The 25,114-nt window shown below is 45.0% G+C and carries 23 protein-coding genes; 6 read left to right on the forward strand and 17 right to left on the reverse strand.

All coding sequences use genetic code 11. The features are described from left to right. Window positions 1–337: 337 nt before the first annotated feature. The 8 genes from BWI96_RS20285 to BWI96_RS20315 form a co-directional block, all read right to left on the reverse strand. Complete coding sequence (locus BWI96_RS20285) at window positions 338–988, reverse strand: LysE family translocator (protein ID WP_106638331.1); 651 nt, start codon at window positions 986–988, stop codon at window positions 338–340. 71 nt (window positions 989–1,059) lie between these two features. Next, entirely contained in the window at window positions 1,060–1,692 is a 633-nt protein-coding gene (locus BWI96_RS20290) for a LysE family translocator (RefSeq protein ID WP_106638332.1), read from the reverse strand. A gap of 77 nt (window positions 1,693–1,769) precedes the next feature. Next, entirely contained in the window at window positions 1,770–2,441 is a 672-nt protein-coding gene (locus tag BWI96_RS20295) for a bifunctional 4-hydroxy-2-oxoglutarate aldolase/2-dehydro-3-deoxy-phosphogluconate aldolase (RefSeq protein WP_106638333.1), read from the reverse strand. A gap of 190 nt (window positions 2,442–2,631) precedes the next feature. Next, complete coding sequence (locus BWI96_RS20300; protein ID WP_106638334.1) at window positions 2,632–3,636, reverse strand: sugar kinase; 1,005 nt, start codon at window positions 3,634–3,636, stop codon at window positions 2,632–2,634. 132 nt (window positions 3,637–3,768) lie between these two features. After that, on the reverse strand, window positions 3,769–4,740 hold the full coding sequence (locus tag BWI96_RS20305) for an aldo/keto reductase (protein WP_106638335.1): 972 nt from the start codon (window positions 4,738–4,740) through the stop codon (window positions 3,769–3,771). A gap of 162 nt (window positions 4,741–4,902) precedes the next feature. After that, the gene (locus BWI96_RS20310) at window positions 4,903–6,177 is read right to left on the reverse strand and encodes a DNA polymerase IV (protein ID WP_106638336.1); all 1,275 of its coding nucleotides are present in this window, start codon (window positions 6,175–6,177) and stop codon (window positions 4,903–4,905) included. Window positions 6,178–6,770: 593 nt separating this feature from the next. Beyond that, window positions 6,771–6,941: a hypothetical protein gene (locus tag BWI96_RS21760; protein WP_157830464.1), complete on the reverse strand. Its 171-nt coding sequence runs from the start codon at window positions 6,939–6,941 to the stop codon at window positions 6,771–6,773. 38 nt (window positions 6,942–6,979) lie between these two features. After that, window positions 6,980–7,900 (reverse strand): hydroxypyruvate isomerase family protein, encoded by a 921-nt coding sequence (locus tag BWI96_RS20315; RefSeq protein WP_106638337.1) that lies wholly within the window; start codon window positions 7,898–7,900, stop codon window positions 6,980–6,982. A 500-nt stretch (window positions 7,901–8,400) separates the two neighbouring features. Here BWI96_RS20315 and BWI96_RS20320 point away from each other — a divergent pair, with 500 nt between their 5' ends. Next, window positions 8,401–9,183, forward strand: coding sequence for a murein L,D-transpeptidase catalytic domain family protein (locus BWI96_RS20320; protein WP_106638338.1), 783 nt, complete (start codon window positions 8,401–8,403; stop codon window positions 9,181–9,183). Here BWI96_RS20320 and BWI96_RS22700 read toward each other — a convergent pair. The 5 genes from BWI96_RS22700 to BWI96_RS20340 form a co-directional block, all read right to left on the reverse strand. After that, a complete protein-coding gene (locus tag BWI96_RS22700) occupies window positions 9,153–9,668 on the reverse strand; it encodes a L,D-transpeptidase family protein (RefSeq protein ID WP_232793846.1) in 516 nt (171 codons plus the stop codon). The two genes, BWI96_RS20320 and BWI96_RS22700, sit on opposite strands and share 31 nt — an antisense overlap. Before the next feature lie 32 nt (window positions 9,669–9,700). Next, the gene (locus tag BWI96_RS22705; protein WP_232793847.1) at window positions 9,701–10,327 is read right to left on the reverse strand and encodes a hypothetical protein; all 627 of its coding nucleotides are present in this window, start codon (window positions 10,325–10,327) and stop codon (window positions 9,701–9,703) included. 143 nt (window positions 10,328–10,470) lie between these two features. Continuing rightward, window positions 10,471–11,436, reverse strand: coding sequence for a YafY family protein (locus BWI96_RS20330; RefSeq protein ID WP_106638339.1), 966 nt, complete (start codon window positions 11,434–11,436; stop codon window positions 10,471–10,473). A 92-nt stretch (window positions 11,437–11,528) separates the two neighbouring features. After that, window positions 11,529–12,050, reverse strand: a complete 522-nt coding sequence (locus BWI96_RS20335) for a DUF1697 domain-containing protein (protein ID WP_106638340.1) — start codon at window positions 12,048–12,050, stop codon at window positions 11,529–11,531. Window positions 12,051–12,057: 7 nt separating this feature from the next. Further along, window positions 12,058–12,363 carry a putative quinol monooxygenase gene (locus BWI96_RS20340; RefSeq protein ID WP_106638341.1) on the reverse strand — a complete coding sequence of 102 codons (306 nt, stop codon included), beginning with the start codon at window positions 12,361–12,363 and terminating at the stop codon, window positions 12,058–12,060. Between the two features lie 249 nt (window positions 12,364–12,612). On the opposite strand from BWI96_RS20340, the gene BWI96_RS20345 reads away from it, so the two are divergent. From BWI96_RS20345 to BWI96_RS20360, 4 genes are all read left to right on the forward strand, one after another. Next, entirely contained in the window at window positions 12,613–13,899 is a 1,287-nt protein-coding gene (locus BWI96_RS20345; RefSeq protein WP_106638342.1) for an MFS transporter, read from the forward strand. 401 nt (window positions 13,900–14,300) lie between these two features. Further along, window positions 14,301–15,653: a M24 family metallopeptidase gene (locus tag BWI96_RS20350; RefSeq protein WP_106638343.1), complete on the forward strand. Its 1,353-nt coding sequence runs from the start codon at window positions 14,301–14,303 to the stop codon at window positions 15,651–15,653. A gap of 92 nt (window positions 15,654–15,745) precedes the next feature. Further along, the gene (locus BWI96_RS20355) at window positions 15,746–16,834 is read left to right on the forward strand and encodes a mechanosensitive ion channel family protein (RefSeq protein ID WP_106638344.1); all 1,089 of its coding nucleotides are present in this window, start codon (window positions 15,746–15,748) and stop codon (window positions 16,832–16,834) included. A gap of 54 nt (window positions 16,835–16,888) precedes the next feature. Continuing rightward, window positions 16,889–17,314 carry an EamA family transporter gene (locus BWI96_RS20360; RefSeq protein ID WP_106638345.1) on the forward strand — a complete coding sequence of 142 codons (426 nt, stop codon included), beginning with the start codon at window positions 16,889–16,891 and terminating at the stop codon, window positions 17,312–17,314. Between the two features lie 6 nt (window positions 17,315–17,320). On the opposite strand, the gene BWI96_RS20365 is transcribed toward BWI96_RS20360, so the two are convergent. The 4 genes from BWI96_RS20365 to BWI96_RS20380 all read right to left on the reverse strand — a co-directional run bounded on the left by BWI96_RS20365 (window position 17,321) and on the right by BWI96_RS20380 (window position 20,945). Beyond that, window positions 17,321–17,818 carry a hypothetical protein gene (locus tag BWI96_RS20365; RefSeq protein ID WP_106638346.1) on the reverse strand — a complete coding sequence of 166 codons (498 nt, stop codon included), beginning with the start codon at window positions 17,816–17,818 and terminating at the stop codon, window positions 17,321–17,323. Between the two features lie 95 nt (window positions 17,819–17,913). Then, window positions 17,914–18,516 (reverse strand): phospholipid scramblase-related protein, encoded by a 603-nt coding sequence (locus tag BWI96_RS20370; RefSeq protein ID WP_106638347.1) that lies wholly within the window; start codon window positions 18,514–18,516, stop codon window positions 17,914–17,916. A 121-nt stretch (window positions 18,517–18,637) separates the two neighbouring features. After that, the gene (locus tag BWI96_RS20375) at window positions 18,638–19,852 is read right to left on the reverse strand and encodes a pyridoxal phosphate-dependent aminotransferase (protein ID WP_106638348.1); all 1,215 of its coding nucleotides are present in this window, start codon (window positions 19,850–19,852) and stop codon (window positions 18,638–18,640) included. A 214-nt stretch (window positions 19,853–20,066) separates the two neighbouring features. Beyond that, the gene (locus BWI96_RS20380; RefSeq protein WP_106638349.1) at window positions 20,067–20,945 is read right to left on the reverse strand and encodes a bestrophin family protein; all 879 of its coding nucleotides are present in this window, start codon (window positions 20,943–20,945) and stop codon (window positions 20,067–20,069) included. 214 nt (window positions 20,946–21,159) lie between these two features. Here BWI96_RS20380 and BWI96_RS20385 point away from each other — a divergent pair, with 214 nt between their 5' ends. Beyond that, window positions 21,160–24,492, forward strand: a complete 3,333-nt coding sequence (locus BWI96_RS20385) for a S41 family peptidase (protein WP_106638350.1) — start codon at window positions 21,160–21,162, stop codon at window positions 24,490–24,492. Window positions 24,493–25,114: the final 622 nt, after the last annotated feature.

Here is a 25,114-nt window from a genome sequence, read left to right on the forward strand (position 1 = left end):
TGCGGGTGGAACATTAGATATTACTTTACCTTTATCATACTTGGGTAAGATGCGGTTTTGTTGCCTCTATATTGATTCTCATCTCCCTGCTAGACGCGATAAAGTCGCGTCTCTACTTACTCGCAGTCGCTCGGCTCTAGCCGAGTGACTACTTAACTGTAGGCCTCTGGACGTCTGAATCAAAAAAGATGTGTTTTTTGTACTAAATGTAGAGACGCGACTTTATCGCGTCTGGGTAGAGGCAGTTTCTGTTAAGCCTTTCACTGTTTAAGACAACATACAGGAATTTCACACCAGTTAATCCTATTCAATCCTTCTCTCATTTAATCATTCAACACTAATAAAAAGCCTGTACGGCTTGCCATAGACCTAATAGAATGAAACCCCAGCCTGTTACCAAGCGAATGGTTTGGGGTTTCATTTTTTCCAGAATGCGTTCCCTATTGATAAAGGTAAGCTTGGCGTACAGGTAATTCATGGCGAAAGACCCCGCCGTTGCTCCGAGTATAAAAGCTATTTCGTCAAAGAAAGTATCGATGGAAAGTTCGGCTTTTCGATTGAACCAGACAGCGGCTACTAACCAGAATGGGATTAACTGCGGGTTGCAAATATTCAAGACCATTGCCTTTAGAAAAGCCTTTCGACTTGCAGGCTGGTCGTCGGTGACCTCATTTTCGGTAGCAGCAGTTGGCGAATCGGGTGTTTTTTTATTGCGTAAAGTGAAGAATCCAACCAGTAATAAAATAGGAATAATCGACCATTGAAACCAGATCAGTACGTCGGGTACTTCTTCGAGCCAACGCATCCCTCGAATGGCCAGAATGCTCCCGATTACTTCCGGCAATGAAGCTCCCACCGATGCCCAGAATCCGACCCGAAGATTTTTCTGAATAACGGATTGAACAACACTTAATTTAACCGGCCCCGGATAAACCGAACCCAAGAATCCGACCGTCAATGCAACAATAAAAATCGATAAAACTTTCATAAATGACCGACTCGTGCGTGGGTAAAATCGCCAGTCAGGTTGCCCTAATTCATGAAAAAGCTATTCCATCTTTAGGATTTCCAGAAGAAAAGAAGGGCTTGCCAAATCCCAACGGCAATGAATAATAAGCCAATAATCCGCTCCATCCATTCAATTTTCAGGTATTTCATCAAACGATCCTGATACTTGCGGGCCAGTGTAGCGTAAGTACACTGCAAAGCAAAAGAGCCCACACTGGCTCCCGCCACAAAACCCGCCTGGTGCCAGCCTGTTTCTACCCGCAGCCAGGGGTAAACCTGATAATTCAGCAGAATAGCAAACCAGTAAATCGGTAACTGTCCGTTAATTAAAGACAGAAAAGCACCTTTCAGAAAAGAAAGTTGGGAGGTCTTCGTCTGGGGAATTTCTGGATTTACCTGCGGTTTGCGAAGAAGGGCCAATACGCCCAGTAAAATCAGGATAGGGATAACGATTAGCTGTAACAGCTTTAATCCGGTGGGGTAACGTTCCACAAAGTGAATGCCCTGCAAAGCCAGATAGCCATAGGGAATTTCTACGAGAGCTCCTCCCAAACCAATCCACAAGGCAGCGGGAAAATTTTTTCTCAGTACAGATTGAATCACCGAAAGGTTAACCGGACCCGGATGAATGGAACCTGCAAAGCTGATAAAAAAGGTTACTAAAAAAATGATAATCGTTTTCAAGGCATCGTTAGATCAGCCACAAAAATAAAAAGATCGCTTCTGAAAGCGATCTTTTTATTGAGCTAAGCCCTAAAGTTCTACTGCTCTTTTACCCACTTAGCTACGCGGACAGCTTCGGTGATTTTATCAGCAACCGTCTGCCAGTCATTCGCCTCAACCAGATGTTTTGGGAACAACTGCGAACCAATGCCCACGCCACGCACCCCAGCGTCAAACCAGCTTTTCAAACTAGCCTGCGTGGGTTCTACTCCACCCGTTACCACGATGTCGGTCCAGGGCATAGGGCCTTTGATCGCTTTTACAAACTCAGGAGAGGAAGCCTGACCGGGAAATAATTTCACAATTTCGGCTCCCCATTCTTCAGCTTTGGATATTTCAGATAGCGTAAAGCAACCGGGCATCCAGGCAATTTTGCGGCGATTACAAGTAATGGCTACATCCTGGTGTAACACGGGTGCAACGATAAAATCAGCTCCTAATTGCAGATATAACGTTGCTGACGCAGCATCTACAATGGTTCCGGCCCCTACTACTAAGTCGGGGAAGTTCTTCTTACCAAATTTCCGTAACTCCGAATACGTTTCGTGGGCATAATCGCCCCGGTTCGTAAACTCACAAATCCGAATACCGCCTTCGTAACAGGCCGTCAGGATTTTCTTAGCAACTTCTAAATCATTATGGTGGAAAATCGGCATAATCGGATTTTCCAGTAAGGTTTGATAAACCTGTAATCGCGTGAAACTAGCCATTGTAGTTCAGAGTTTTTTGTTTGGAGTTTTGAGTTTTTGCTTCTAACCAGTCTCAAAACGTTGACTCCACTATCACTATAATAATCGTCTAAATTTATACTCTTATTTTACCATTTCGTGATTAAAATTTGAGTATCTTTTTTACAAGCAAAATAACTCCAAACTCCAAACCCAAAACGCTAAACATAACTCATCTGCTCAACCGTCCGCTCGTGTCTCCGTTCATTACTGTTTCGATTTCAGCCACGGATGCCAAGTTAAAATCGCCTTCAATGCTGTGTTTCAGAGCCGAGGCTGCGGTGGCAAAATCGATTGATTTCTGATCGCTATACCCCTTAATCTGACCATAAATAAAACCAGCCAGGAAAGCATCCCCACCACCAATACGATCCACCATAGGAACCATTTCGTGTGTGATGGTTTCCAGTAGTTCCCCATTCCAGCAACGGCCCGATAAGGTATTGTGAGAAGCCGAAACAGAACCGCGTTTGGTATTAATAATCTTCTTTACGCGAGGGAATTTTTCCTGAAGTTGTTCGGCGACTGAAATAAAGCGATCTCCTTCTCCTTTAGGTCTGATGTCAAATAACTCTTCAGCATCACCTTCCGCACAAACAATCACGTCACAGCCAGCGGTCAATTCTGTCATCACTTCACCTGCCGGACGACCCCATTTCCAGAGGTTTTTTCGGGAATTTACATCCGCTGAAACGCTAATTCCTAATCGATTCGCCGTTTCGACGGCTGCTTTACAGGCCAGATAAGCTCCTTCTGAAATAGCCGGAGAAATACCCGTGAAGTGAAACCACTGAGCATCGGACAGAATTTCTTCCCAATTGAATTCACTGGGGTCCATCTGAGCGAAAGAAGAGTTTGTACGATCATAAATGATTCGACTGGCCCGCATCATGGCTCCCGTTTCCAGAAAATACGTTCCGATCCGATCACCACCCTGAATAATATCCTGAGTCTGAACTCCGTAGCGACGTAGCATCGCGGTAGCCGCATAGCCCCAGTCGTTATCAGGAAAACGGGTTACGTGACTAGCGGGAACATCAAGGTAAGCCAGAGCTGCGGCTACGTTTGCCTCGCCGCCACCAAAGTTTACATTGAGACTTGTCGTTTGAACAAATCGGGCGAAACCGGGCGTACTCAGCCGCAACATAATCTCGCCAAAGGTGACAACTTTTTTCATGCAGGGTAGTAATCCTTCTGAGGTAGAATATAAATTATCTGACGTTCAGCTATTTCTCCGAACGTCAGACTCATTCCTAATAAAGAGACGCAAATAAGCGATAAATACCCGTATAATCTTTGGGTAATCGTTCTATTGGCTCCATTCGGTTGGGGTGCGGTCCCACCGATGGTTTTTTAAATCCTGCAATAAGGCTGGCATTAAGCCTTCTCCGTCGGAAGCGGCCATGTTTGCTTCTACATTTTTGATCTTCCGCATACCGGGAATAATCGTTCCGACATCAGGATTACTTAAAATAAACCGCAAAGCCATTTCAGGCATGGTCATTCCAGCCGGAATGAGCGGACGTAAGGCTTCGGCGTGGTGCACGCTGTCTTTGAGATTTTCAGGAACGAAATACGTTGAACGCCAGTCATCGGCGGGGAAGGTAGTTTCTTCGGTCAACGTTCCGGTTAATGTTCCTTCATCGAACGGCACGCGGGCAATAATGGCGACATCAAGTTCCTTACAAAGCGGGAATAAGGCATCTTCGGGAGCCTGATCGAAAATATTATAAATTACCTGTACTGAAGAAATAAGGCCCGTTCGAAGCGTTTCCAGCACGTTTTCGGGTTCCCAGCGATTTACAGAAATGCCCCAGTGGGCTACTTTTCCTTCCTGCGTTAATTTCTGAATGGCTTCTTTCCATTCATCATGCGTGGCCCAGGCATCTTCCCAAACGTGAAATTGCTGCAAGTCAATCTGCTCGACTTTCAGGTTTTTCAGGCTCTTTTCGGTGTATTCAATGATGTGTGAAGCAGGAAAGCACTCTTCTAACGTATAGTCTGGTTTAGAAGGCCATTTGAAATTTTTGGGAGGAATTTTGGTAGCTGCGTATAAGCGACGATCCGAGTGGCGTTTAAGCAAATCGCCTAGAATTTCTTCACTTTTTCCGGCTCCATAACCCCAGGCTGTATCAAAAAAGTTGCAGCCTAACTCCACCGAGCGATCCAGCGATTTATTTACTTCTTCAATATCAGAGCCGGTCCAGCCAGCTAGTCCCCACATGCCATAACCCATTTCGGAAATCTTCCAGTCGGTACGGCCAAATCTACGATAGTTCATATTGTCGAGAGGTAATCATTGTTTAGTATGTAGCTGTAGCAGCCCGTTACTTTTCTCAAAGGTATAACAGGATTTTCAGGGATTACCCGCTTTCAGCAAATTTCAAACGCTCTACTAAATCTATGCAAGACGAGTCAGTGGGTGCTTACGATACTTCACGGATTATACATTCTGACTGTACATATCCTTCACGGAACCAAATCCGATGACATCCTTCACTGGGGGGTCATCGCTTACTTCTGCGGCCCGCATTATTTTTCTGCTTCCGTGTTTATCCCGTAATTCGTAATACACTTTTCGAAGTTTATCCTTCCGAACATTGTCTTCAAAAATTTGATATTGCACCAACTGATCCGGTATAAAATGCCGAACGCCTACGCCAATTAAAACTAACCCTGAATTAAGTATAGATTCGGAGGAATGCTGCCACTGGGCCTTGGTAGCCGCCCGTTTCAGAATCAGATTGAATAAGGCTACTCCGTCCTGAACGGGCGTTTGAAACAGCATTTCGTCGCTATATGTCCTTCCCTCTTCGTATTTCGCCCAAAAGAAGGCCGTTTTGCAGAATACATTCTGTTTGACCATGCGTCGTTCCAGCGTCTGACAGAGCATAAAGAGGATTTCTTCCAATACTTCCGGGAATTGCCTTTGACTCCGCGACAGGTGCCGCATGGCCTGCATGCTTTTGTACGCGGGCGTGTATTCGGTGTCTATTTCGTAAAAATTGAGTCGCAAGTGCCAGTGCCAGCCAATGATGCTCCGACAGGCCGCACGCAGAAATTCAGGATCGGCATAACGCAATTTTAGCGGAGAATCAATACCGGAATGCTGAAGCCGACGGGCCATCCCTGTGGCAATACCCGGCAAATCTACTAACTCCAATTGGCTTAGAATCAAATCAATGTTATCGGGTGTAATGACAGTTAACCCATTGGGTTTAATCAGATCAGACCCCAGCTTAGCCAGAAATGCATTGGGGGCAATGCCGATGGAGCATTGGAGGTAATCGCCCACTTCCTGTTTGATGGCCTTTTTAATAGCAGAGGCAACTTTCTCCAGATCATGATAGATCAGCCGATGATTGGTAAGAATGACGACGGCTTCATCAATGCTTCGCGGAATGACCTGATCCGAAAATCGTTTTAGAATTTCTATGATTTTGGTATGATAATCCCGATACTTTTCCGGGTTGGTAGGAAGTGGCACCAAATCCGGGCATATTCGCATGGCTTCATTCAGACGCATTCCGAGTTTGATACCTTTCTTCTTGGCTTCGATAGACGGAGCTATCACACAGCCAAACTGACTTGGATATACGCATACTGCTACGGGTCTGCCCCGTAGGTAATAGTTATCCTGCTGCTCGCAACTAGCGAAGAAGCTGTTCATGTCTACAAAAAGTACCGCTGCTCCCGGAGGAACTCTGAATTCGTTCATAATTCAAAATCAATACTTTCTAAGCAAGAAAACAAGCTTTTTGATTAAATTATAAAGACAATAAAGAGCATTAAAACATCTATTGATTAAAAATTATATTCATTTTATATATTTTGTCTTGTTTTATTGAACATTTGAGCATTGGTAGCATTCGTTTGCCTCTTGTATTTCACTGTCTATCTTTTGTTTTTTACAGACTTGAATAGTACCCTGAGTTAGTAATCGAGTCCGTCCAGACCGGGCCCATCCAGACCGGGTTCATCCAGACTAGGGCTATTTCTATGGAACCTTTCTAGGGTGTCAAGCATGGGGTGGCCCTGCCGTTGCCAGCTTTTTCGCTGGCAACATGAGCCGTTGGCAGGAAGCTGCTAAATCACTGGAGTTTAATCGTAAACTACATAAATCCATTAATTACAGTTTTACTACATAGACCGGACCCAGTCTGTGTAAATGATAGATATTAACTTATAGATGTAACTCATGTAGCCAGCAGAAAAGCTGGCTACGGCAGGGCCACCACATACATTAAACCCCGGAGGGGTTCAATACGAATAGCCCCGGGTGTAACCCGGGGTATTGCGGATAAACCTAAATTAGATAATAATCTGAGGAGTGACTCCCGCTAGTAACTCATGTTGCCAGCGAAAAAGCTGGCAACGGCAGGCCACCACATACTTTAAACCCCGGAGGGGTTCAATATGAATAGCCCCGGTCTGGATGGATCCGGGTGCTAACCCGGGGTAATACGGATGGGACCGGTCCATCCAGACCGGGGCTGGATAGTACCCGGTCAACACCCTGATTAAATCTGAAAACTATCGGCCTGTTTGTAAGCTTCAATTAACTTTTTCTCGCCTTCCACGCCGCGAACGGAAATGCCGTGTTCCATACCAAAGATGAAATCACGATTGGTTTCTTTCATCTTCTTGTAGATATGCTTGAAAACATTCTGGTAATTAATTTCTCCTGAACCGGGTTCGTTCCGACCGGGGTTATCCCCCATCTGGAAGTAAGCAATTTCGTCCCAGGCCCAGTCGATGTGCGGAATGATATTCCCCTCGTTTTTCTGCATGTGGTAAATGTCAAACAGAATTTTACAGGAAGGACTATTCACCGCCCGGCAGATTTCATAAGTCTGATCGGAAGTGCGGAGGTATAAATCAGGCGTATCGCTCAGAGGCTCCAATACCATAATCAGGCCATGGGGTTCCAGCATTTCCGCTCCGCGACGCAGGGCATCAATAACGTTACCGGTCTGAATACCAATGGGTAAGTTACGTTGAAAGTCACCGGGCACTACCGTCGTATATTTAGTTTTACAACGTTTAGAAACCTCAATTGCATTTTGGCAACCTTTCAGGAAAATGTCTACGTGCTCTTTCTTGCCTGCCGCCAGCGTATTAGCCCCATTTCCACCTTTATGCAAGACAAATACCCCCATTTCCATGCCCAACTTCGTCAGCATGTCACCGATTTTGGTTTGCTCAGCCTCCGGGCGGCCCGTCATGCCATTGTCTTCCAAAGCTTTGAAACCCTGATCAGCCATGAACTGTAATTGCTTGAAAATGTCCTTTCCGGCCAGGTTTTCAAACATTCCAAAGTGAGGAGCATATCTGAGCTTGAAGGTATGAGCGGGTGGTGTGGCTGCGGAGGTCTTTATACCACCAAGCATGGCAATGCCAGCAGCAGCAGAGAGGTTTTTAACTAATGTACGACGTAACATGTGATGAATTTAGAGGTATTATATTCAAGCTGAACGGCCAGATTTTCAGACTGCCATTGGGAAATTCTGCCGTAAGGTATAGTAAATTTTTAATTACTTATACTCCAAATGGCCTTCAAAAACTTTAGCTAGTCCATGACTAATGATCCGTTTTAGAAAAGGCCCCAACAGGCTTTCCCCAAAATACCCTTTCACGAAAAGAATTATTAAAAAATTCAGACGTTACGCAAACTAATTCGACCAGTCAGATCGTATATGAAAGATGTTTTATCTAAGTCAGATTTTCCCCATTTTTGGGTCAAAAATGGCCAGATTGTGTAAACATCGAGCTTTGAGAAGAACTGAGGATAAGATTGATGCTTCTACAAAAACTATTCAATCCTTAGGAACTTAAGCAAAAGATTTGCCGTTTCTTAATAATGTCAGTATTTTTCAACTGCCTTCTCCACTAGAGCTTTTATTCGATTAGTACGTTTTTTCACCAACCAAACGAACACTAAATGAACAAGTCACTAGCGATTCTGGTCGCTTCGACCCTGGTTTTTGTCTTCTCACTTGGATTTATTAATCGCTTTACTTTTAACGAGAAAAAAGAAATTCCCCTCTCAAAGACCATCGTCGTTAGTCCCGATCAGGAATGGGTAAGTTTGTATGATAGCTTGGGCCTTAATACCCTTGGCTTATCCTCCGAAGCATTTCATTATGCCTGGTATGGCTTCCAGCGGATGAAACTACAACAACCCATTATTGCCATTGCTGATTTCAGCCAATCATCACGTAACAAACGCTTGTACGTGATTGATTTACTGAAAAAGAAAGTAATTTATAACACTTACGTAGCTCACGGAAGAAATTCCGGTCAGGAATTCGCTACTCATTTTTCCAATGCCAATTCGTCCTATCAGTCCAGCCTTGGGTTTTATCGGACTTTAGGTACTTATCAGGGAAAACACGGACTTTCTCTCAAACTCGAAGGTTTGGAAAAGGGAATTAACGATCAGGTTTATAATCGTGCAATTGTTATGCACGGAGCTGATTACGTGAGTGAATCTTTTATCAAACAAACGGGTCGTTTAGGTCGTAGCCAGGGTTGTCCGGCCGTTTCCTATGCCGATCACAAAATCCTGATTAATCTCCTAAAAGGAGGCTCAGGTTTGTTTCTATACTCACCCGATGAGACGTATTTAAAAAAATCAGACCTGTTAGCTGGGTTTTCAGATTCCCCCGCTCACAAGCCTGATCAGTTAGCAAATCAGGCATCCCAGCCGTATACGTCTTTATAATACACTAGCTTGCCATTCTCGTCAATGTCTGCTCCTAAGTATAGCAGAAATACGGGTACTTTTTGAGGCAAAGCATGCGACTCTGGCGGGAGAGAATAGGCTCCATTTTCTTCCAGAGAATCATTTTCAAGCAATTTCTCTCCTGCCATGAAGTTAGCCAGATCTGTAGGTCGTTGCACCCGCACACAACCGTGGCTCCGCCAGCGTTCATTTTTTGCAAACAGGTAACGGGCGTTGGTATCATGCAGGTAAATCGCCAGCGGATTTTTCAGTTCTACTTTTAATAACCCCAGCGAATTATCTGCTCCGGTATCCTGTCGTAATCGATACGGAAATTTATTTACCGAAAGAGCTGCCCAGTCCACATCTTCGGGATCAATGCGATTGCCTTTCGAGTCAATTACCTCGATATTATTTGCTTCCAGAAAGCCTGTATTATTCTGAATTTTGGGCAACATCTCCTTTACTGCAATGCTACGGGGCACGTTCCAGTACGGATGCGTAATGATCTGCGTAGCTAGGTATCCATGCCCGGCGTGGCCTTGTCTTTCTTACCAGCCACAACCCGCATTTTTAAATCTACCTTGCCCGACGAATCCATTCCTACCAGATAGGCTCCCCGAATGTTAACCAATACTAAGCGAGATGACTTTTTCGCCTGCCGATGAATCCATCGATACGCGTTAAGCGATTCGGCTACCCATTGAGCACTATCTGATTTATTTTCCGTCAGCAAGCGAGTATATTCCTGTTTCAGTCGGTCATACGCTGGATAGTTCGGCTCCAACTGCTTCATAGCATCGGCTACGTCCACACCCTGTACGATACTCCAACCCGCCATTCGTACGGCAGCCGAATCAATGGGTTGTACTTTCTCAACGTACTTCATGTACTTGGGCTTATGTCCAAAACCGATTTCAGAGAGTAAGGCAAATCCAGAAGCTTCTGGATCGGTGAAAGTCTCCGTTTCAATACCCTTTTTCTGAGCATATTCCACCAGCTTTGCACGAACTTCCTCTTCATTCAACTCCTGCTTCAATGCCTCGTCGGTTCGTTCAGAAGCTTTTTCGTATTTCTTTTTACAGGAGGTTATTAAACTAATGCAAAGAAGTATAGGTATTAGGTATCGCAGTGGTCTGTTCATGGCTTCGTAACTAAAGTTTATTGCTATTTATTATCAAATAGTTATGCTAAAATCCAGCCTGAACATTATTGCTGATTATCAATTAGTTAATTAACATCCTTCTTTAATAATATGTGTACAATATTCCCCACTTGTCTTTTTAGCTAAACCGTGACGGGCAAAGCGACACTCTGATACAAACGCGTAATTTTCTCCCGAAACTGCTCAATTAACGCTTCAGGACTGATAATCCGCCCGTGCTCGGCATAGAGTGTAAACCAGCGAAGAATAGCTTCGGGCCAGGCCGTAAAAAAAGTCATTTCGACGTAATCGCCTACTTCTGTCTGATCCACGAAACCGTATTCGTATTTCTGCGTTTCCAGGTATCTCATCATCGTCTTTTCTACCTCAATAACTACCGTCTGAAGCTTGCGATTGGAAGCATTTTGCTGGAGATATTCTTTCAATAAGGGGTGTTCCCGGCTAAAGGGAATGGCGGTAAGGTGTAAATTACGAATACGATCGACCCGGAAGTCACGGTACTCTAACCGAAGATGGCAATATGCAACCACATGCCAGCAATCATAGGCATAAAAAATCCCGATGGGTTCGATCAGGCGATCGGTAGACTGCTCTTTATTAAAAGCCTTATACTGAACCTGAAGGCTTCGTTTCTCTGAAATACTTTGAAGAATGGGATGCAGAAACGCATGTTTTGCATTTGCCAAACCGGGCGGTAATGGTTTCTGCCGGATTTCGATGCGGTTCTCTATGTGCTCGAGCAAACTCTTCTCCGAACTTCGTAAGACCGATCTCACCTTATACATCGCCGACTGATAACTCTCCCGAATGGAATTGTCGGTTAGCTTCTCAATGAGTTTTTCAGCAGTCAAAAATGCCGTTGCCTCTTCGCGGGTAAACATCACCGGTGGCAGCCGATACCCTTCCATGATGGAATATCCCACGCCTGCTTCGCCAATAATCGGCACTCCTGCTTCGCAAAGCGTATTGATATCCCGATAAACCGTTCGCAGACTAATCCCGAAACGATCGGCAATGTCCTGAGCTTTCACCACCTTTCGGGATTGCAACTGAATTAAAATAGCGGTTACTCGGTCAATACGGTTCATGGCAGGCAGATGGTTAAATCAGGGCTTGTTCATCCCTACCCCTAAACTACTAATGGCTGGCGAAGATGCCAGCCATTAGGGTATGTTTTCCTCTAAAATAGATTTAGAATCTCATTAATCGTTCGCCAGTTTCGAGTAGTGGCTTTTACTTTGAGTTTACTTTCCAGAAAAGGATTACTCAGTTTGGCTCTACCATAGCCGTCAGGGAATTGAAGGAAAATATCTTTATTCTTCAACACTAACTGCTCCGTTCCCAGGTCTAACGAATGTAAATTAGTCCACCTTTCGGGCGAGGGCTTTTCTGCCAAAAACGTGACGTACACTGCTTCAGTGGTTTCAAACGGATTACTGTTTATGACTTCTTGTAACTCAGCCGCAGTTCGAATGAAAACCGTTACGTCAAACCCATAAGTAGCTTCAATGGTACGCTCAATTTTCTGTTGAATAAGTACTTGATCTTCCTGCTCGGTTTCAAAAACGACATTACCACTTTGAATGTAGGTTTTCACGTTTGTGAAGCCTAACTCTTCGTATAAAGTCTTTAAACCAGCCATCGGAATTTTTTTATGGCCGCTGACATTAATTCCCCGAAGTAACGAAGCAAATAATGGCATCGAGTCCTTAGGCGTGAGGCATTTTAGAAGCTAATACATTTACCTGCTCGATGATCGGGGGGCCTGCCAGCAAGTGTGGAGCATTCGCTAAGAGTGCTTCGGCGATCTCACCCGAAAGGTGAGCCTGACGGCCTTTTTCGTGCGGGAACGTATCAAAAATACCGAACGTTGTGGGTGAAATCTGAATGGCGTACCAGCTAATAGTTTCCGTTTCTTCTTCGGCCAGATGTAAGGCGGCTTGAATAAAATCTGCTACTTCCTGCTCTTTTCCGGGCTTCGCTTCCAGGCGAACCAGTAATGCTACGTTTACCATGATCTTCTTGTTAAATGTCATTAAATTGTGCTTTACAAAGAACTAAGAAATAAGCGAATAACAAATATTCTGTGCCAGAATTTAGAATCTCTGCAATTCTTGTGATGATTAACTTTCAACTTTTCTGTTTAGCCTGGCAACGGGCTTTTCACTTTTCTGGTTAAACCCTGCTTTTATCGCTCCTGCCTCGTAATCTTCCGATAGAAATCGGTTTATTTAAGCGATGTTTTACTAATCCTATCTTTCATCATGGAATCAACCTCTATTTCTACAAGACGGCTTAAGGCAATTCTTGGAGGTTCCGTCGGAAATCTGGTGGAATGGTACGATTGGTACACCTATTCGGCCTTTGCTCTGTATTTCTCCTCGGCCTTTTTTCCATCCGCAGATCCTACGGCCCAATTACTCAACACTGCCGGAATCTTTGCCATCGGTTTTCTCATGCGACCGCTCGGCGGCTGGCTTTTTGGTACCATCGCTGATAAGATTGGCCGCAAAAAATCCATGACCTTTTCCGTATTACTCATGTCACTGGGTTCATTACTTATCGCCGCAACCCCAACCTATCACACCATTGGCCTGGCAGCTCCGGCGATATTACTGGTCGCTCGCTTATTACAGGGCATTAGCGTGGGCGGAGAATACGGCGTTTCGGCCACCTATCTCAGCGAAATGGCCACTGCCGATCGTCGGGGCTTTTATTCCAGCTTTCAATACGTTACCCTCATCGGCGGGCAACTCATGGCTTTAGGCGTTCAATTGATTCTACAGAAGCTGTTATTAACCGAAGAGCAAATTCACGACTGGGGCTGGCGAATTCCGTTTGTGATTGGAGCTCTACTTTCAGTCGTGGCCTTATACCTCCGACAGCATTTGCATGAAACCCACGCTTTCGAAAAAACAGTAACAAAGAAAGAAAAAGGAAGCATCCGGGAGTTATTACGGCATCCTAAAGCCGTTTTCACGGTGATCGGGTTAACGATGGGCGGTACCCTCGCGTTTTATACGTACACGACTTATATGCAGAAGTTTCTGGTTAATACGGTTCATCTGACGAAGGGCCAGTCGACCCTGATTTCGTTTTTGTCTCTACTGATTTTCGCACTGTTGCAACCGCTCTTTGGGTTACTGTCTGATCGCATTGGCAGGCGGCCCTTACTGCTAGGTTTCGGTATCGCTGGTACACTCGCCACGGTTCCTTTGTTAACGGCACTCAGCCACGCTACTGGCCAATGGGAAGCCTTTATACTCTTACTCATCGCCCTCCTTATTGTAAGTGGTTATACCAGCATTAATGCCGTAGTGAAGGCCGAGTTATTTCCCGCCGAAGTTCGGGCTTTGGGGGTAGGCTTACCGTACGCCCTGACCGTAGCCATCTTCGGTGGCACGGCTGAATACATCGCTCTGGATCTGAAAAAAGCAGGGCACGAACCTTATTTTTACTGGTACATCACCGGAGCTATTTTCATTTCGCTGCTGGTGTATGTATTTATGAAAGATACGCGGGATACTTCAAAACTGAAGGAAGACGCCTAGCTATTGGAATTCATCTTTTTGTAGAGACGCGACTTCATCGCGTCTAGCCGGAGGCGAAAATAATTGGCTAGTAATAAGTATCGCCTTTGTTGGAACATGTAACTCATTTTGAATCATCAATAAAAACCGCCTCTACCCAGACGCGATGAATCGCATCTCTACCTTACTTGCATTGCTTTTTCACGTTTGTGATCCCTGATCGTTAGGTAGTCAACTCAAAACTTCCGCCGTGGTTGGTGTCTTCACCAACCATTAGGCTTAGTAATGCTGGTGAAGACACCAGCCACGGCGGAAAATTATTTTAAATTAGCACCAAAGCCATCTCTACCCAGACGCGATAAAGTCGCGTCTCTACATTATTTACAAAACCCTAAACAACCAAAACTCTCTTCCTTATAACCATGATTAAAACTTTATTATCTGTCCTTTTTTTCTTTTGGGGATTCGTTACTGTTGGTGCCCAAACTCTTCCCGTCGTTCTTAATGAACGAACCCGTGCTGCTACCGTTGATGAAATTCTGGAAGACCGTTTTGAACGGTTACTACCCCGATTGATGCGGGAAGAAGGCGTTGACATGTGGGTAATCATCTCGCGGGAATACAATGAAGATCCGGTTATGCGAACCATGTTACCCAGCACCTGGATTGCCGCCCGCCGTCGTACGATTATGGTTTTTTATGATCCGGGAAAAGACAAACCACTGGACAAACTCGCCATTGCCCGTTATGATGTCGGCACCTTACTCAAGGGCGAATGGGATTTGAGTGCCAATCCTGATCAGTGGGAAGCGTTAGTCAAGGTTATTCAGGAGAAAAATCCGAAGAAAATAGCTCTGAATTATTCTACCACTTACGGCCACGCCGACGGCTTGACGTATACCGAACAGGGCGAGTTCATGAAGAAGTTACCTCAAACTTTTCATGCCCGCATTCAGTCTGCCGAGCGGCTGGCCGTTCGCTGGCTAGAGACGCGTTCGGAAAAGGAAATGGTGATGTATCCCCTGATTTGCCGTCTTTCACACCAGATCATTGACGAAGCTTTTTCGGAAAAAGTGATTCAGCCGGGTGTAACCACGACAGAAGATGTCGTCTGGTATTTACGGCAGCGAGTGACTGACCTCGGGCTGGACACCTGGTTTCATCCCACCGTGGACATTCAGCGGGCGGATGAAGCAAAGTTTGATCATTTACGCACCTTCTCCAAACGTCCCGGAACGCAGGTCATCCTGCCCGGCGATTTATTACACGTAGATTTTGGCATTACCTATTTACGCCTCAACACCGACCAGCAACAACACGCGTATATTCTAAAACCCGGCGAAAAAGAAGTGCCGGATTACCTCCAGAAAGCCTTCCAAAAAGGAAATCGATTACAGGATATTCTAACGGAACGATTTAAGACGGGTAAAACCGGGAATGAAATTTTGGCGGAAGCTTTGCAACAGGCTACTCAGGAAGGTATAACTGCCAGTATTTATTCGCACCCCATTGGTTTTCACGGGCACGCCGCCGGACCAGCCATCGGGATGTGGGATAACCAGAAGTCGGTGAAAGGCACGGGCGATTATCCACTTTTTAAACAAACGGCCTATTCCATTGAGTTAAATGTATCGGTGCCGATTAAAGAGTGGAACAAGTCTGTTCGGATTATGCTGGAAGAAGATGGTTATTATGATGAGAATGGGTTCAGGTACATCGACGGTCGTCAGCGGAACATTTTCATGATTCCCCGAAAATCTGAATCCGTCCGGTAGAGACGCGGCAGGTCGCGTCTACAGGGTTAATCGTAAAAGTATTTTCACCCAAAGACGCGACCCATCGCGTCCCTACGTATATAGATCTATTCATGAATAGTTTCTTACAAAATCTTTCCCATCAAATGCCCGATTATGCATGGAACTTATGCGTGATTGCATTTTCCATCTTAATCGGCGTTATCGTGAAGTATCTGGTCGTGCCCGTCATTAAGAAATTAACGGCGAAGGAGTTACCTTATTCCGTCTTCCGTTCTTCGATCCGGCACTTTAAATCGATTCTGATTTACTTTATTCCTATTCTGGTTTTCAATACCTTATTTCCATTAATGCACCTGGAAAAAGGAACCCGATTTGTCATTAACCGGATTCTGGAAATCAGTATTATCCTTTGCTTTACCATCATCTTAATCAAAGTAGTCCGGGTCGTTGAAGATTATTTATACCACCTGTTTGACTACAATAAAATTGACAACCTCAAGGAGCGGAAACTTCGAACACAGATTCAGTTCATCCGAAAATTTGTCATTTCCCTGATTATTATTCTGGCGGGCTCGGCGATTTTGCTCAACTTCGAAAGTATGCGTAAAATTGGAGCTGGGCTATTAACGGGCGTTGGCATTGGCGGGATTATCATCGGCTTTGCTGCTCAGAAGTCGCTCGGTAACTTACTAGCCGGCTTTCAGATTGCCTTCACCCAACCCATTCGAATTGACGATGTAGTTATTGTAGAAGGAGAATGGGGAAAAGTAGAAGATATTACCCTCACCTATGTAGTGGTTAACATCTGGGACAAACGCCGGTTGATTTTACCGATTACCTATTTCATTGAAAAGCCCTTTCAGAACTGGACCCGCACAACGGCTGAAATTCTGGGTACCGTTTTTATTTACACCGATTATACGCTTCCGGTAGCTGCCGTTCGGGCGGAACACAGCCGATTGTTACGAACAAATGCCTTATGGGACGGAAAAGTAGACGTAGTGCAGGTAACTGATTTCACCGAAACCAGCATGCAGATTCGCTGCCTGATGAGCTGTCGGAATTCGGGCGATGCCTTTGATTTACGCTGTTACATTCGGGAGCATCTCATTACTTACATTCAGAATAACTACCCGGAAAGTCTGTCCAGAACGCGGATTAGTCTGGAAACCAATAAGCCAGAAGGTTTTATTCCCTAGAACCCTTGGAACATCCTTTTAGAGTAAAGCAGGCTCAGCTTCTTCTCTAAACGTATGTGGATCGTTTTTGCTCTTCTGGCTGCCTTGTCGGCTGCTTGTGTCGTTGTGCTTTCTAAAGTTGGCATTAAGAACGTCGACTCCAGCGTGGCTTTCGCCGTACAATCGATCCTCATCATTATTGTAGCCTGGAGCGTAGTAGCCTGGCAGGGCAATCTGGTTGAGGTTACGCGAATTGAACGCAAAAGCTGGGTGTTCCTCATTGCTGCCGGCATTCTTACCTGCTTTTCTTCCCTGCTGAGCTTTCGAGCTTTAAAGCTAGGCGATGCGGGTCAGGTTTCCCCTATCACGAATCTGTCCTTTCTGCTGGCTCTGATTTTAGGGATTATTTTTCTGAAAGAAAAGATCAATTGGGTGGTGATTGCCGGAGCCATTCTGATGGCCATTGGTGGCGTCATGATCGCTACGGCCCGGCAATCGTAACCAACTTTATTCGTTAACCAGAATGTCTCCGTGGCCTTTATAGACACAGCTTCCGTCAATGAATTTATAATAAAGTCGTAAGGTATCTTTAGGAGCCGAGGCGGTCAGATCAAAAATATTGATCCCATTCGGAATACTATCCCGCGACAGAATTACCTTAAATTCTTTATCAACCAGGCGTATTTGCACCTGCGTGGCCTGAAGCTTCGTAATGTTTAGCTTAATCAGGCCTTTATTGGGATTGGGAAAGGCAAAAATGTTGTGATTGTGAGCCTGCGTACAGGAGGCTTCCCCCGCGGTTGGGAATAATTTAGCTTCCTGTTCAACCCAGGTGTCGTTAAATCTCCAATCCGTAGTATCTCTCTTCGCAATAATGCCGACATCGTTCGATTCGGTAATGCCCGTGAAGTAAATCTTTTTAGGGGTTTCTTCTTTTTCAGGTTCAGGGTCTTTATTACAAGCCAGCAGGGTTGCAAAGACTAGCAAGTGCGTTAACTTTTTCATGGCGGTAAGCTTATAGTGATAACTGAAGGTAATACTTTATTACTTGAAAAAAGAAACGGTCCATCTAAATATCCGTCCTCCTTTCTTCGAAAAATTTAACGCTCTTTCAGAACCATATCAATGGTAATCGCAGTAGAAACAATGGCGATCTTACGGGTATCTTCGGCTACCGACTCTTCGATAGAAACTACGTATTTATCGGCTGAAGTAAAGATTTCTCGCATCGCCCCGTTCCATTTTTTGGAAATGCTTCCAATGGGCATGGCATGGGCGTCGGTGATAGTGAAATCCCAGGCTTTCCAGTCGCCGTTTATTTCGGCTATGGTCTGGTCATCTTGATCTGTAATAATAAATCGGGGCTTGAATAGTTTGAACTTCTGCTTAATTGAACCAATAGTTACCCCATTCGAATCAGTAATACTAATTTTAGACAGGAACAGCGTCCATCCCCGACTAATGGTAGCTTGAACCATCCCATTTGTATCCAGAATTTCCAGGGTAAAGGGCATCATCTTTTTCAGATCACCAATGACTCTTAAGGCTTTGTGGAACCCGGAAACTCTCTGCTGAATTAAGCCAATTTCTTCGCCTTCCCTGTTAAAGACTTTGTAAGCATTAGAGAATTTAAAAAGGCCTATTTTTTCGTCAATAACAAATTCGTTGTAGTCGAAGAATTGGGGATACTTGGGTACGTTCATAGCAAATGGTTTAAGGTAAAAGTAAAGCCCAAGTATACTCAAATTATCTGAAGATAATGTAAAAAGACCTGCAAGGTTTCCCTCACAGGTCTTAACAAACAGGCAATAAAATCCAAAAAACTTAGCTCAGTTTAGCTACTGCGGCTTTGATACGATCACAAGCTTCAGCCAGTTGCTCGTCAGCAGCAGCGGTAGAAATCCGCATACAGTTAGGGGCACCGAAACCAGAGCCCGCTACCGTAGCAACGTGAGCCTGATCGAGTAACCAGTTGCAGAAATCGTCTGAGTTATGAATAGTCGTCGTACCGTCAGACTTACCGAAGTAAGCACTGATGTCGGGGAAAGCATAGAATGCTCCGTCGGGTACGTTTACTTTGAAGCCGGGAATTTCTTTCAGCTTACCTACCACCAGTTCACGGCGACGCTGATACGCTTCTTTCATTTTCTTGGCATCGTCCAGAGGACCGTTGAAAGCCGCTACGGCTGCTTTCTGAGCGATAGAGTTTGTACCCGAAGTTACCTGACCCTGTAATTTTTCAACACCATCGGCAATCCATTTGGCGGCTCCGATGAAACCAATCCGCCAGCCGGTCATAGCATGGCCTTTCGCTACACCGTTCACGGTAATCACCCGATCCTTAATTTCAGGAATCGAACCGATGCTGAAGTGACCTTCAGCCGTGAAATTGATGTATTCGTAGATTTCATCCGCTACCACGAACACGTTTTCATGACGAGCCACTACGTCGCCAATCGCCCGTAATTCCGCTTCTGAATAAACGGAACCCGTGGGGTTATTGGGAGAGGCAAACATTACTACCTTCGTTTGGGGCGTAATGGCTGCTTCGAATTGCTCGGCCGTAACTTTGAAGTTATTATCAAAAGCACCGTCAAGAACCACTGAAGTTCCTTCGGCGAGCTTTACCATTTCAGAGTAACTAACCCAGTAAGGAGCGAAAATTACTACTTCGTCACCGGGGTTTACCAGCACCTGTAATACATTAGCCAGCGAGTGTTTAGCACCCGTAGACACTACGATATTTTCAGGTTTCCAATCAATATTATTATCACGCTTCAACTTATCGGCAATGGCCTTCCGTAAGTCGGGATAGCCAGCAACGGGTGAATAACCGTGGAAACCATCATCGATGGCTTTCTTGGCGGCTTCGCAAATGTGTTGCGGGGTTTTAAAATCGGGCTCCCCAACGGAAAGGCTAATCACCTTGTGTCCTTGGGCGGCCAGTTCGCGGGCTTTTTTCGTCATGCCCAACGTCGACGACTCTTCCAACGCGTTGATACGGTCGGCTAGTCTCACTTCCTGTTCTGCCACTGCCATTTGAATAAATGAATTTGTGATTAATTGATCGGTAATTGCCGTAAGGCTAAATCGGCGGCAAAGGTACGTGTTTTCAAAACAAGATTAAACGAAGGACTGGCTGATTTTTAATAAAGAAATTAATTATTTACCAAAGCGTTAATAAAATGCTGTCTTTCTTAAAGATATGAAAAAAAATGGAGCCATTTCCAGCCCAGATTTACGAGGACCCGCTTTATAATAATTCTTCGACAGCCTTCCGAATTCCATTGGAAATATCGTCCGTGGGTAAATCATTATAATCCTTTCCGAAAGGATCTTCAATTTCCTCCGCGATTTCCTCCAGACTGGTTAATACGTAGAAAATAAACAACACCATCGGGATCACGGAGTAATGCAGGGAAACTACGTAACCAAAAGGCAGCGAAAGGCAGTAAATGGATATAAACTTCTTGAGGAACAGGCTATAAGAAAAAGGAATCGGCGTTTTCCTGATTCGCTCGCAGGCTCCGCAAATATCAGTAAAGGACTGAAACTCGGGGTTCAGTACCAGCAAATGTTCAGGCCGAATGATTCCTTTCTGGTATAACTCATCCATTTTTCCGAAAATTCGCATGGCCATCTGGTTCGGTAAATGATTTTCCTGCTTCAAATCCGTGGTCCGAAAACCGGGAGCTTCTTTCAATTCTTCGGCAAGAAAATACCCTCTTAAATGATTTTTTAAAGTAAAGGCGTAATTAGGAATCATGTAGCGAAAGAAAGCCCGGTCTTCTTCATCGGTAGCAGGAATAATGTGGGCTAGCTTAATGGCCAGGTTGCGGGAGTTATTGACTAGTGAGCCCCAAAGTTTTCGTCCTTCCCACCAGCGATCATAAGCCGAATTAGTCCGAAAGACGAGTAACAATGACATTACAAAGCCCAGTAAAGACTGCACAGTGGCAATGCTTTGCAAGTGATAATTAGGTCCGGGTTTCCAGAACTCTAGCACAACGACAGCAACAATCGTTGTGTAAACGGTCATTGCACCTAACAGGGGAGCGAGCCGATTGATCGTTTCGGCTTTATGAATCCGAAAAACGGCCTTGAACCAGTCTTTGGTATTATACTCAACCATGATTTTGTTGTTGGTTGTTGTTTCGTAAGTGATTAGTTGTAAGGAGGGACGTAATAATCATTGTAAAAAATCATTCAAGCACCTAAACATACGAATGGTTCTGGTTTAGTAACCGTTCATAATCGACACCAACCAAAAACGGATAACCCGCATCAAATCTAATCTTTCGGCTATAACTTGCATCTTATCATATACGACATCAACTCCTTTGTACATGCGGCATCTATTATTGACTGCTCTGGGAGCTTTGCTGCTGGCTCAAAGCCCGGCTCTGCGTGCCCAGACTCCCCCTGAAACCTTGCTATTACGGCAGCCCACCTTATCGAAAACGCACATTGCCTTTACTTATGGGGGTGATCTCTGGATTGCGAATCGGGACGGGTCACAGCCTCGTCGATTGACCATTGCTCCCGGAACGGAAACGGGCCCTTTGTTTTCGCCCGACGGCCAGACCATTGCCTTCACCGCAAATTACGATGGTAACGTTGACGTATACACCATCTCCATTAACGGCGGCGAACCTAAGCGTATTACCTGGCATCCCAGTGCGGACATCGTACGAGGCTGGTCACCCGATGGAAAACATTTGCTGTTTACATCCACGGGGGAGTCTATGACGCCCCGTTATGCCAAGTTATTTACGGTTTCGCTAAATGGTGAGCTACCTCAGCAATTACCCTTCATCATGACGGGTAACTGGGGCAGTTATTCGCCCGACGGCAAAACGCTGGCTTATACCACCATTTCCGATGCCTTTAATACCTGGAAGCGGTATCGCGGGGGAATGACAACGCCCATTCGGCTCGTGGATTTGAAAACGCTGGAATCGGAAATTATTCCGCACGTGAATGCCTCAGATGTGCAACCCGTCTGGATTGGTTCGAAGATCTATTTCCTGTCGGACCGAAACCGGATCATGAACGTCTTCGAGTTTGATCGTTCTACGAAACAGGTTCGTCAGGTTACCAACTATACGGATTACGACGTCAAAACACTGACGGGCAATGGCTCGGAATTAGTGTTCGAATACGCCGGTCGCCTCCACACCCTCGAACCCGCTTCGGGCAAAGCGACAGCCATCCCTGTTAGTATTTCTCCCGAAATTCTGGCCTTACGCCCCACCTGGAAGAACGTATCCAGCATGATTCGCAGTGCGAGTCTGTCGCCCAGTGGCGTTCGGGTTGCTCTGGAAGCTCGCGGCGATATTTACACCGTTCCCGCCAAAAAAGGCGATTGGCGTAACCTGACTCATGCGGATGGCTCCCATGAACGGAATCCAATCTGGTCACCCCAAGGAGACAAAATTGCTTACGTTTCTGACGCTTCCGGTGAGTATCAGCTGTATCTGGTGGATCAGAAAGGCGAGAAAGAGCCCGAAGTTATTTCGCTCGGCGATCCTTCCTTTTACCGACTTGATGAGTTTTCTCCCGATGGTAAAAAGATTCTCTATCAGGATAAAAAATTAAATCTCTGGTACATGGATTTATCGGCGAAAAAACCCGTAAAAGTCGCGACCGATACCTATGGTCCCAGTAACAGTCTGGAGGGACATTTTTCACCCGACAGTAAATGGATCGTCTTCTCTGAAAAACAGAAAAACTATTTCAATACGATCTTCCTCTACGAAGTGGCGACGGGTAACCGTACGGCCATCACGGATGGAAAAAGCGACGTCAATAATCCGGCCTTTAGTCGCGATGGCAAATATCTGTTCTTTACCGCCAGCACCAATACGGCAACGACCGTGAGCGGCCTGGACATGAGTGCGTACGACCGCCGGGTAACGAGCAGTATATACGTAGTAGTATTGAATGCGAAAGATCCTTCCCCATTCGCTCCCGAATCGGACGAAGAGAAAGGTTCTGACTCGGAAAAAGCGAATGATGAGAAGAAAGCAGACGAGAAGAAGTCCGATAAGAAAGACGACAAAAAAGCTAGTAAGAAGTCCGAAGACAAGAAAGACGAACCCAAGAAGGATGAGTCCAAGAAAGATGACGCGACGCCGAAGGTCGTCGTGGATCTGGAGGGCATTGGCCAACGCATTCTGGCACTCCCTATTCCGTCGGCTGCTCTCGGTAATCTGGCCGTAGCAGACGGTGGTAAGCTATTCTACGTCAATTATGGTGACGCGATTACCAGTCCGGCTCTGCATCGGTTTGACCTCAAAGAGCGTAAAACTGAACCTTTCCTGCCCGGAATAGGAAATTATACCCTCAGTGCCGATGGCAAAAAGCTGTTGTACTTTGGAGGTAGCTCGAACATCGGTATAGTTGACGTTGGCGGTAAAGCGAACCCCGGCGATGGTAAAATTGAAGTAACGAACCTTCAGGCCCAGATTAATCCCAAGCACGAGTGGAAGCAGATGATCGATGAATTCTGGCGAATCGAGCGGGATTACTTCTACGTGCCCAACATGCACGGAGCCGACTGGAAGGCCGTAAAAGAAAAATACGCCAAATTTCTTCCATACGTTTCACATCGCTCAGACCTGAATTATGTTATTGCGGAAATGATGGGTGAAATGGTTGTGGGCCATAACTACGTTTCAGGCGGTGATTTTCCCGAAGTAAAACCTATTCAGATAGGTCTGTTAGGGGCTGATTACGAAACGGATAATGGTTTTTATCGCTTTAAGAAAGTCTACAACGGCGAAAACTGGAACCCCAACCTGAAGGCTCCTTTAACTCAACCCGGCGTAAACGTTAAAACGGGAGAATACTTAATTGCCGTCAATGGCCGACCTTTAAGAGCCACGGATAACGTATACAGTTTCTTCGAAAACCTAGTAGGTAAGCAGGTAGTCTTAACGGTTAATACTAAACCATCCGAAACCGGAGCCCGGAAAGTAACCGTCGTGCCGATTTCTAATGAAATAGGGCTTCGGCAGATGAATTGGGTGGAAGAAAATCGCAAAAAGGTAGATGCGGCCACCAACGGAAAAGTAGCGTACGTCTACTTACCTAACACGGGCGGAGACGGCTATGAGTTCTTCAATCGGTATTACTACAGTCAACTTGACAAAGATGCTGTCATCATTGATGAACGCTTCAACGGGGGTGGCTTCGTAGCCGATTACATCATTGATATGCTTAATCGACCCCTGCTTAGTTATTGGGGTAGCCGCGAAGGCCGTCCGTTCTCCTCTCCTGCCGCTTCCATTTATGGACCTAAAGTAATGATTGTCAATGAGTACGCAGGTTCGGGCGGGGATGCTTTACCCAACTTCTTCCGCCGCCGGAATTTAGGTACTATTATTGGTAAAAGAACCTGGGGAGGACTGGTCGGTATTTCCGGGTATCCTTCTTTAATTGACGGAGGATCAGTGACTTCCCCCAGCTTCGGCATCTTTACACCCGATGGCAAATGGGAGGTTGAAAACATTGGGGTAGCTCCTGACATTGAAGTAGAAATGGCACCCAAAGACACCCAAAATGGGAAAGATCCGCAACTGGATAAAGCCATTGAAACCATACTAGATCAGTTGAAAAAGAATCCAGTGAAGCGTCTGGAGACTGCTCCGCAACCAGACACGCGTGCTAATAACTAGATTAGATTATTTAAATTATCAAAAAGAGTTCGTCCAAAAGGCGAACTCTTTTTTGATTAATTATCCTCATATAATCGGTAATTATACTAACAAATGTTATTGCAATTTTAGTATTAAGTAGCGATTAAAGCCTACCTATTCTGACTCGCATTTAATTAGAGCTATTTACTAAACGTTTTCTTTTTTTAAAAAATTAAATACAGATTAAAAATAAAATACGTGCAATTATTAATAGACTTAAATTATTGATAGTCAACGAATTACCAAACATACACACTTATAAAAATATCATTTATAATGACTATATTTTTATTTTCAGAGCGTACCTTCAACAAAAATGGTGTGCGATTAATGCATACTTAGCATTTAATTTATGATCTTTGCGGCCAATTTATCATTCGAACAATCAGCTCTTTAGAGCCTGTTTATAAAGCACAATACCTAACATCGTTTACTCCAACCTACTTGTATTGATTCGTCATTCAAGTAAAACGATGTTCATTACTGGCGGTTATCTGACAAACCATTATTCACATGAATAATGGTTTTCTTTTTAATTAGACTTTTCTCCTTTTACTTACAGAATAGAGCAAGACTTAGGTTTAGTATTCAAATAATATCC

This window comes from Siphonobacter sp. SORGH_AS_0500 (assembly GCF_002838835.1).
Lineage (GTDB): Bacteria > Bacteroidota > Bacteroidia > Cytophagales > Spirosomataceae > Siphonobacter.

What these genes read in the sequence shown, in the direction of transcription:
- BWI96_RS20285 (WP_106638331.1), bottom strand. Translation starts at nt 988, where the DNA reads ATGAAAGTTTTATCGATTTTTATTGTTGCATTGACGGTCGGATTCTTG.
- BWI96_RS20295 (WP_106638333.1), bottom strand. Translation starts at nt 2,441, where the DNA reads ATGGCTAGTTTCACGCGATTACAGGTTTATCAAACCTTACTGGAAAAT.
- BWI96_RS20300 (WP_106638334.1), bottom strand. Translation starts at nt 3,636, where the DNA reads ATGAAAAAAGTTGTCACCTTTGGCGAGATTATGTTGCGGCTGAGTACG.
- BWI96_RS20305 (WP_106638335.1), bottom strand. Translation starts at nt 4,740, where the DNA reads ATGAACTATCGTAGATTTGGCCGTACCGACTGGAAGATTTCCGAAATG.
- BWI96_RS20310 (WP_106638336.1), bottom strand. Translation starts at nt 6,177, where the DNA reads ATGAACGAATTCAGAGTTCCTCCGGGAGCAGCGGTACTTTTTGTAGAC.
- BWI96_RS21760 (WP_157830464.1), bottom strand. Translation starts at nt 6,941, where the DNA reads ATGGACCGGTCCCATCCGTATTACCCCGGGTTAGCACCCGGATCCATC.
- BWI96_RS20315 (WP_106638337.1), bottom strand. Translation starts at nt 7,900, where the DNA reads ATGTTACGTCGTACATTAGTTAAAAACCTCTCTGCTGCTGCTGGCATT.
- BWI96_RS20320 (WP_106638338.1), top strand. Translation starts at nt 8,401, where the DNA reads ATGAACAAGTCACTAGCGATTCTGGTCGCTTCGACCCTGGTTTTTGTC.
- BWI96_RS22705 (WP_232793847.1), bottom strand. Translation starts at nt 10,327, where the DNA reads ATGAACAGACCACTGCGATACCTAATACCTATACTTCTTTGCATTAGT.
- BWI96_RS20330 (WP_106638339.1), bottom strand. Translation starts at nt 11,436, where the DNA reads ATGAACCGTATTGACCGAGTAACCGCTATTTTAATTCAGTTGCAATCC.
- BWI96_RS20335 (WP_106638340.1), bottom strand. Translation starts at nt 12,050, where the DNA reads ATGCCATTATTTGCTTCGTTACTTCGGGGAATTAATGTCAGCGGCCAT.
- BWI96_RS20340 (WP_106638341.1), bottom strand. Translation starts at nt 12,363, where the DNA reads ATGGTAAACGTAGCATTACTGGTTCGCCTGGAAGCGAAGCCCGGAAAA.
- BWI96_RS20345 (WP_106638342.1), top strand. Translation starts at nt 12,613, where the DNA reads ATGGAATCAACCTCTATTTCTACAAGACGGCTTAAGGCAATTCTTGGA.
- BWI96_RS20350 (WP_106638343.1), top strand. Translation starts at nt 14,301, where the DNA reads ATGATTAAAACTTTATTATCTGTCCTTTTTTTCTTTTGGGGATTCGTT.
- BWI96_RS20355 (WP_106638344.1), top strand. Translation starts at nt 15,746, where the DNA reads ATGAATAGTTTCTTACAAAATCTTTCCCATCAAATGCCCGATTATGCA.
- BWI96_RS20360 (WP_106638345.1), top strand. Translation starts at nt 16,889, where the DNA reads ATGTGGATCGTTTTTGCTCTTCTGGCTGCCTTGTCGGCTGCTTGTGTC.
- BWI96_RS20365 (WP_106638346.1), bottom strand. Translation starts at nt 17,818, where the DNA reads ATGAAAAAGTTAACGCACTTGCTAGTCTTTGCAACCCTGCTGGCTTGT.
- BWI96_RS20370 (WP_106638347.1), bottom strand. Translation starts at nt 18,516, where the DNA reads ATGAACGTACCCAAGTATCCCCAATTCTTCGACTACAACGAATTTGTT.
- BWI96_RS20375 (WP_106638348.1), bottom strand. Translation starts at nt 19,852, where the DNA reads ATGGCAGTGGCAGAACAGGAAGTGAGACTAGCCGACCGTATCAACGCG.
- BWI96_RS20380 (WP_106638349.1), bottom strand. Translation starts at nt 20,945, where the DNA reads ATGGTTGAGTATAATACCAAAGACTGGTTCAAGGCCGTTTTTCGGATT.
- BWI96_RS20385 (WP_106638350.1), top strand. Translation starts at nt 21,160, where the DNA reads ATGCGGCATCTATTATTGACTGCTCTGGGAGCTTTGCTGCTGGCTCAA.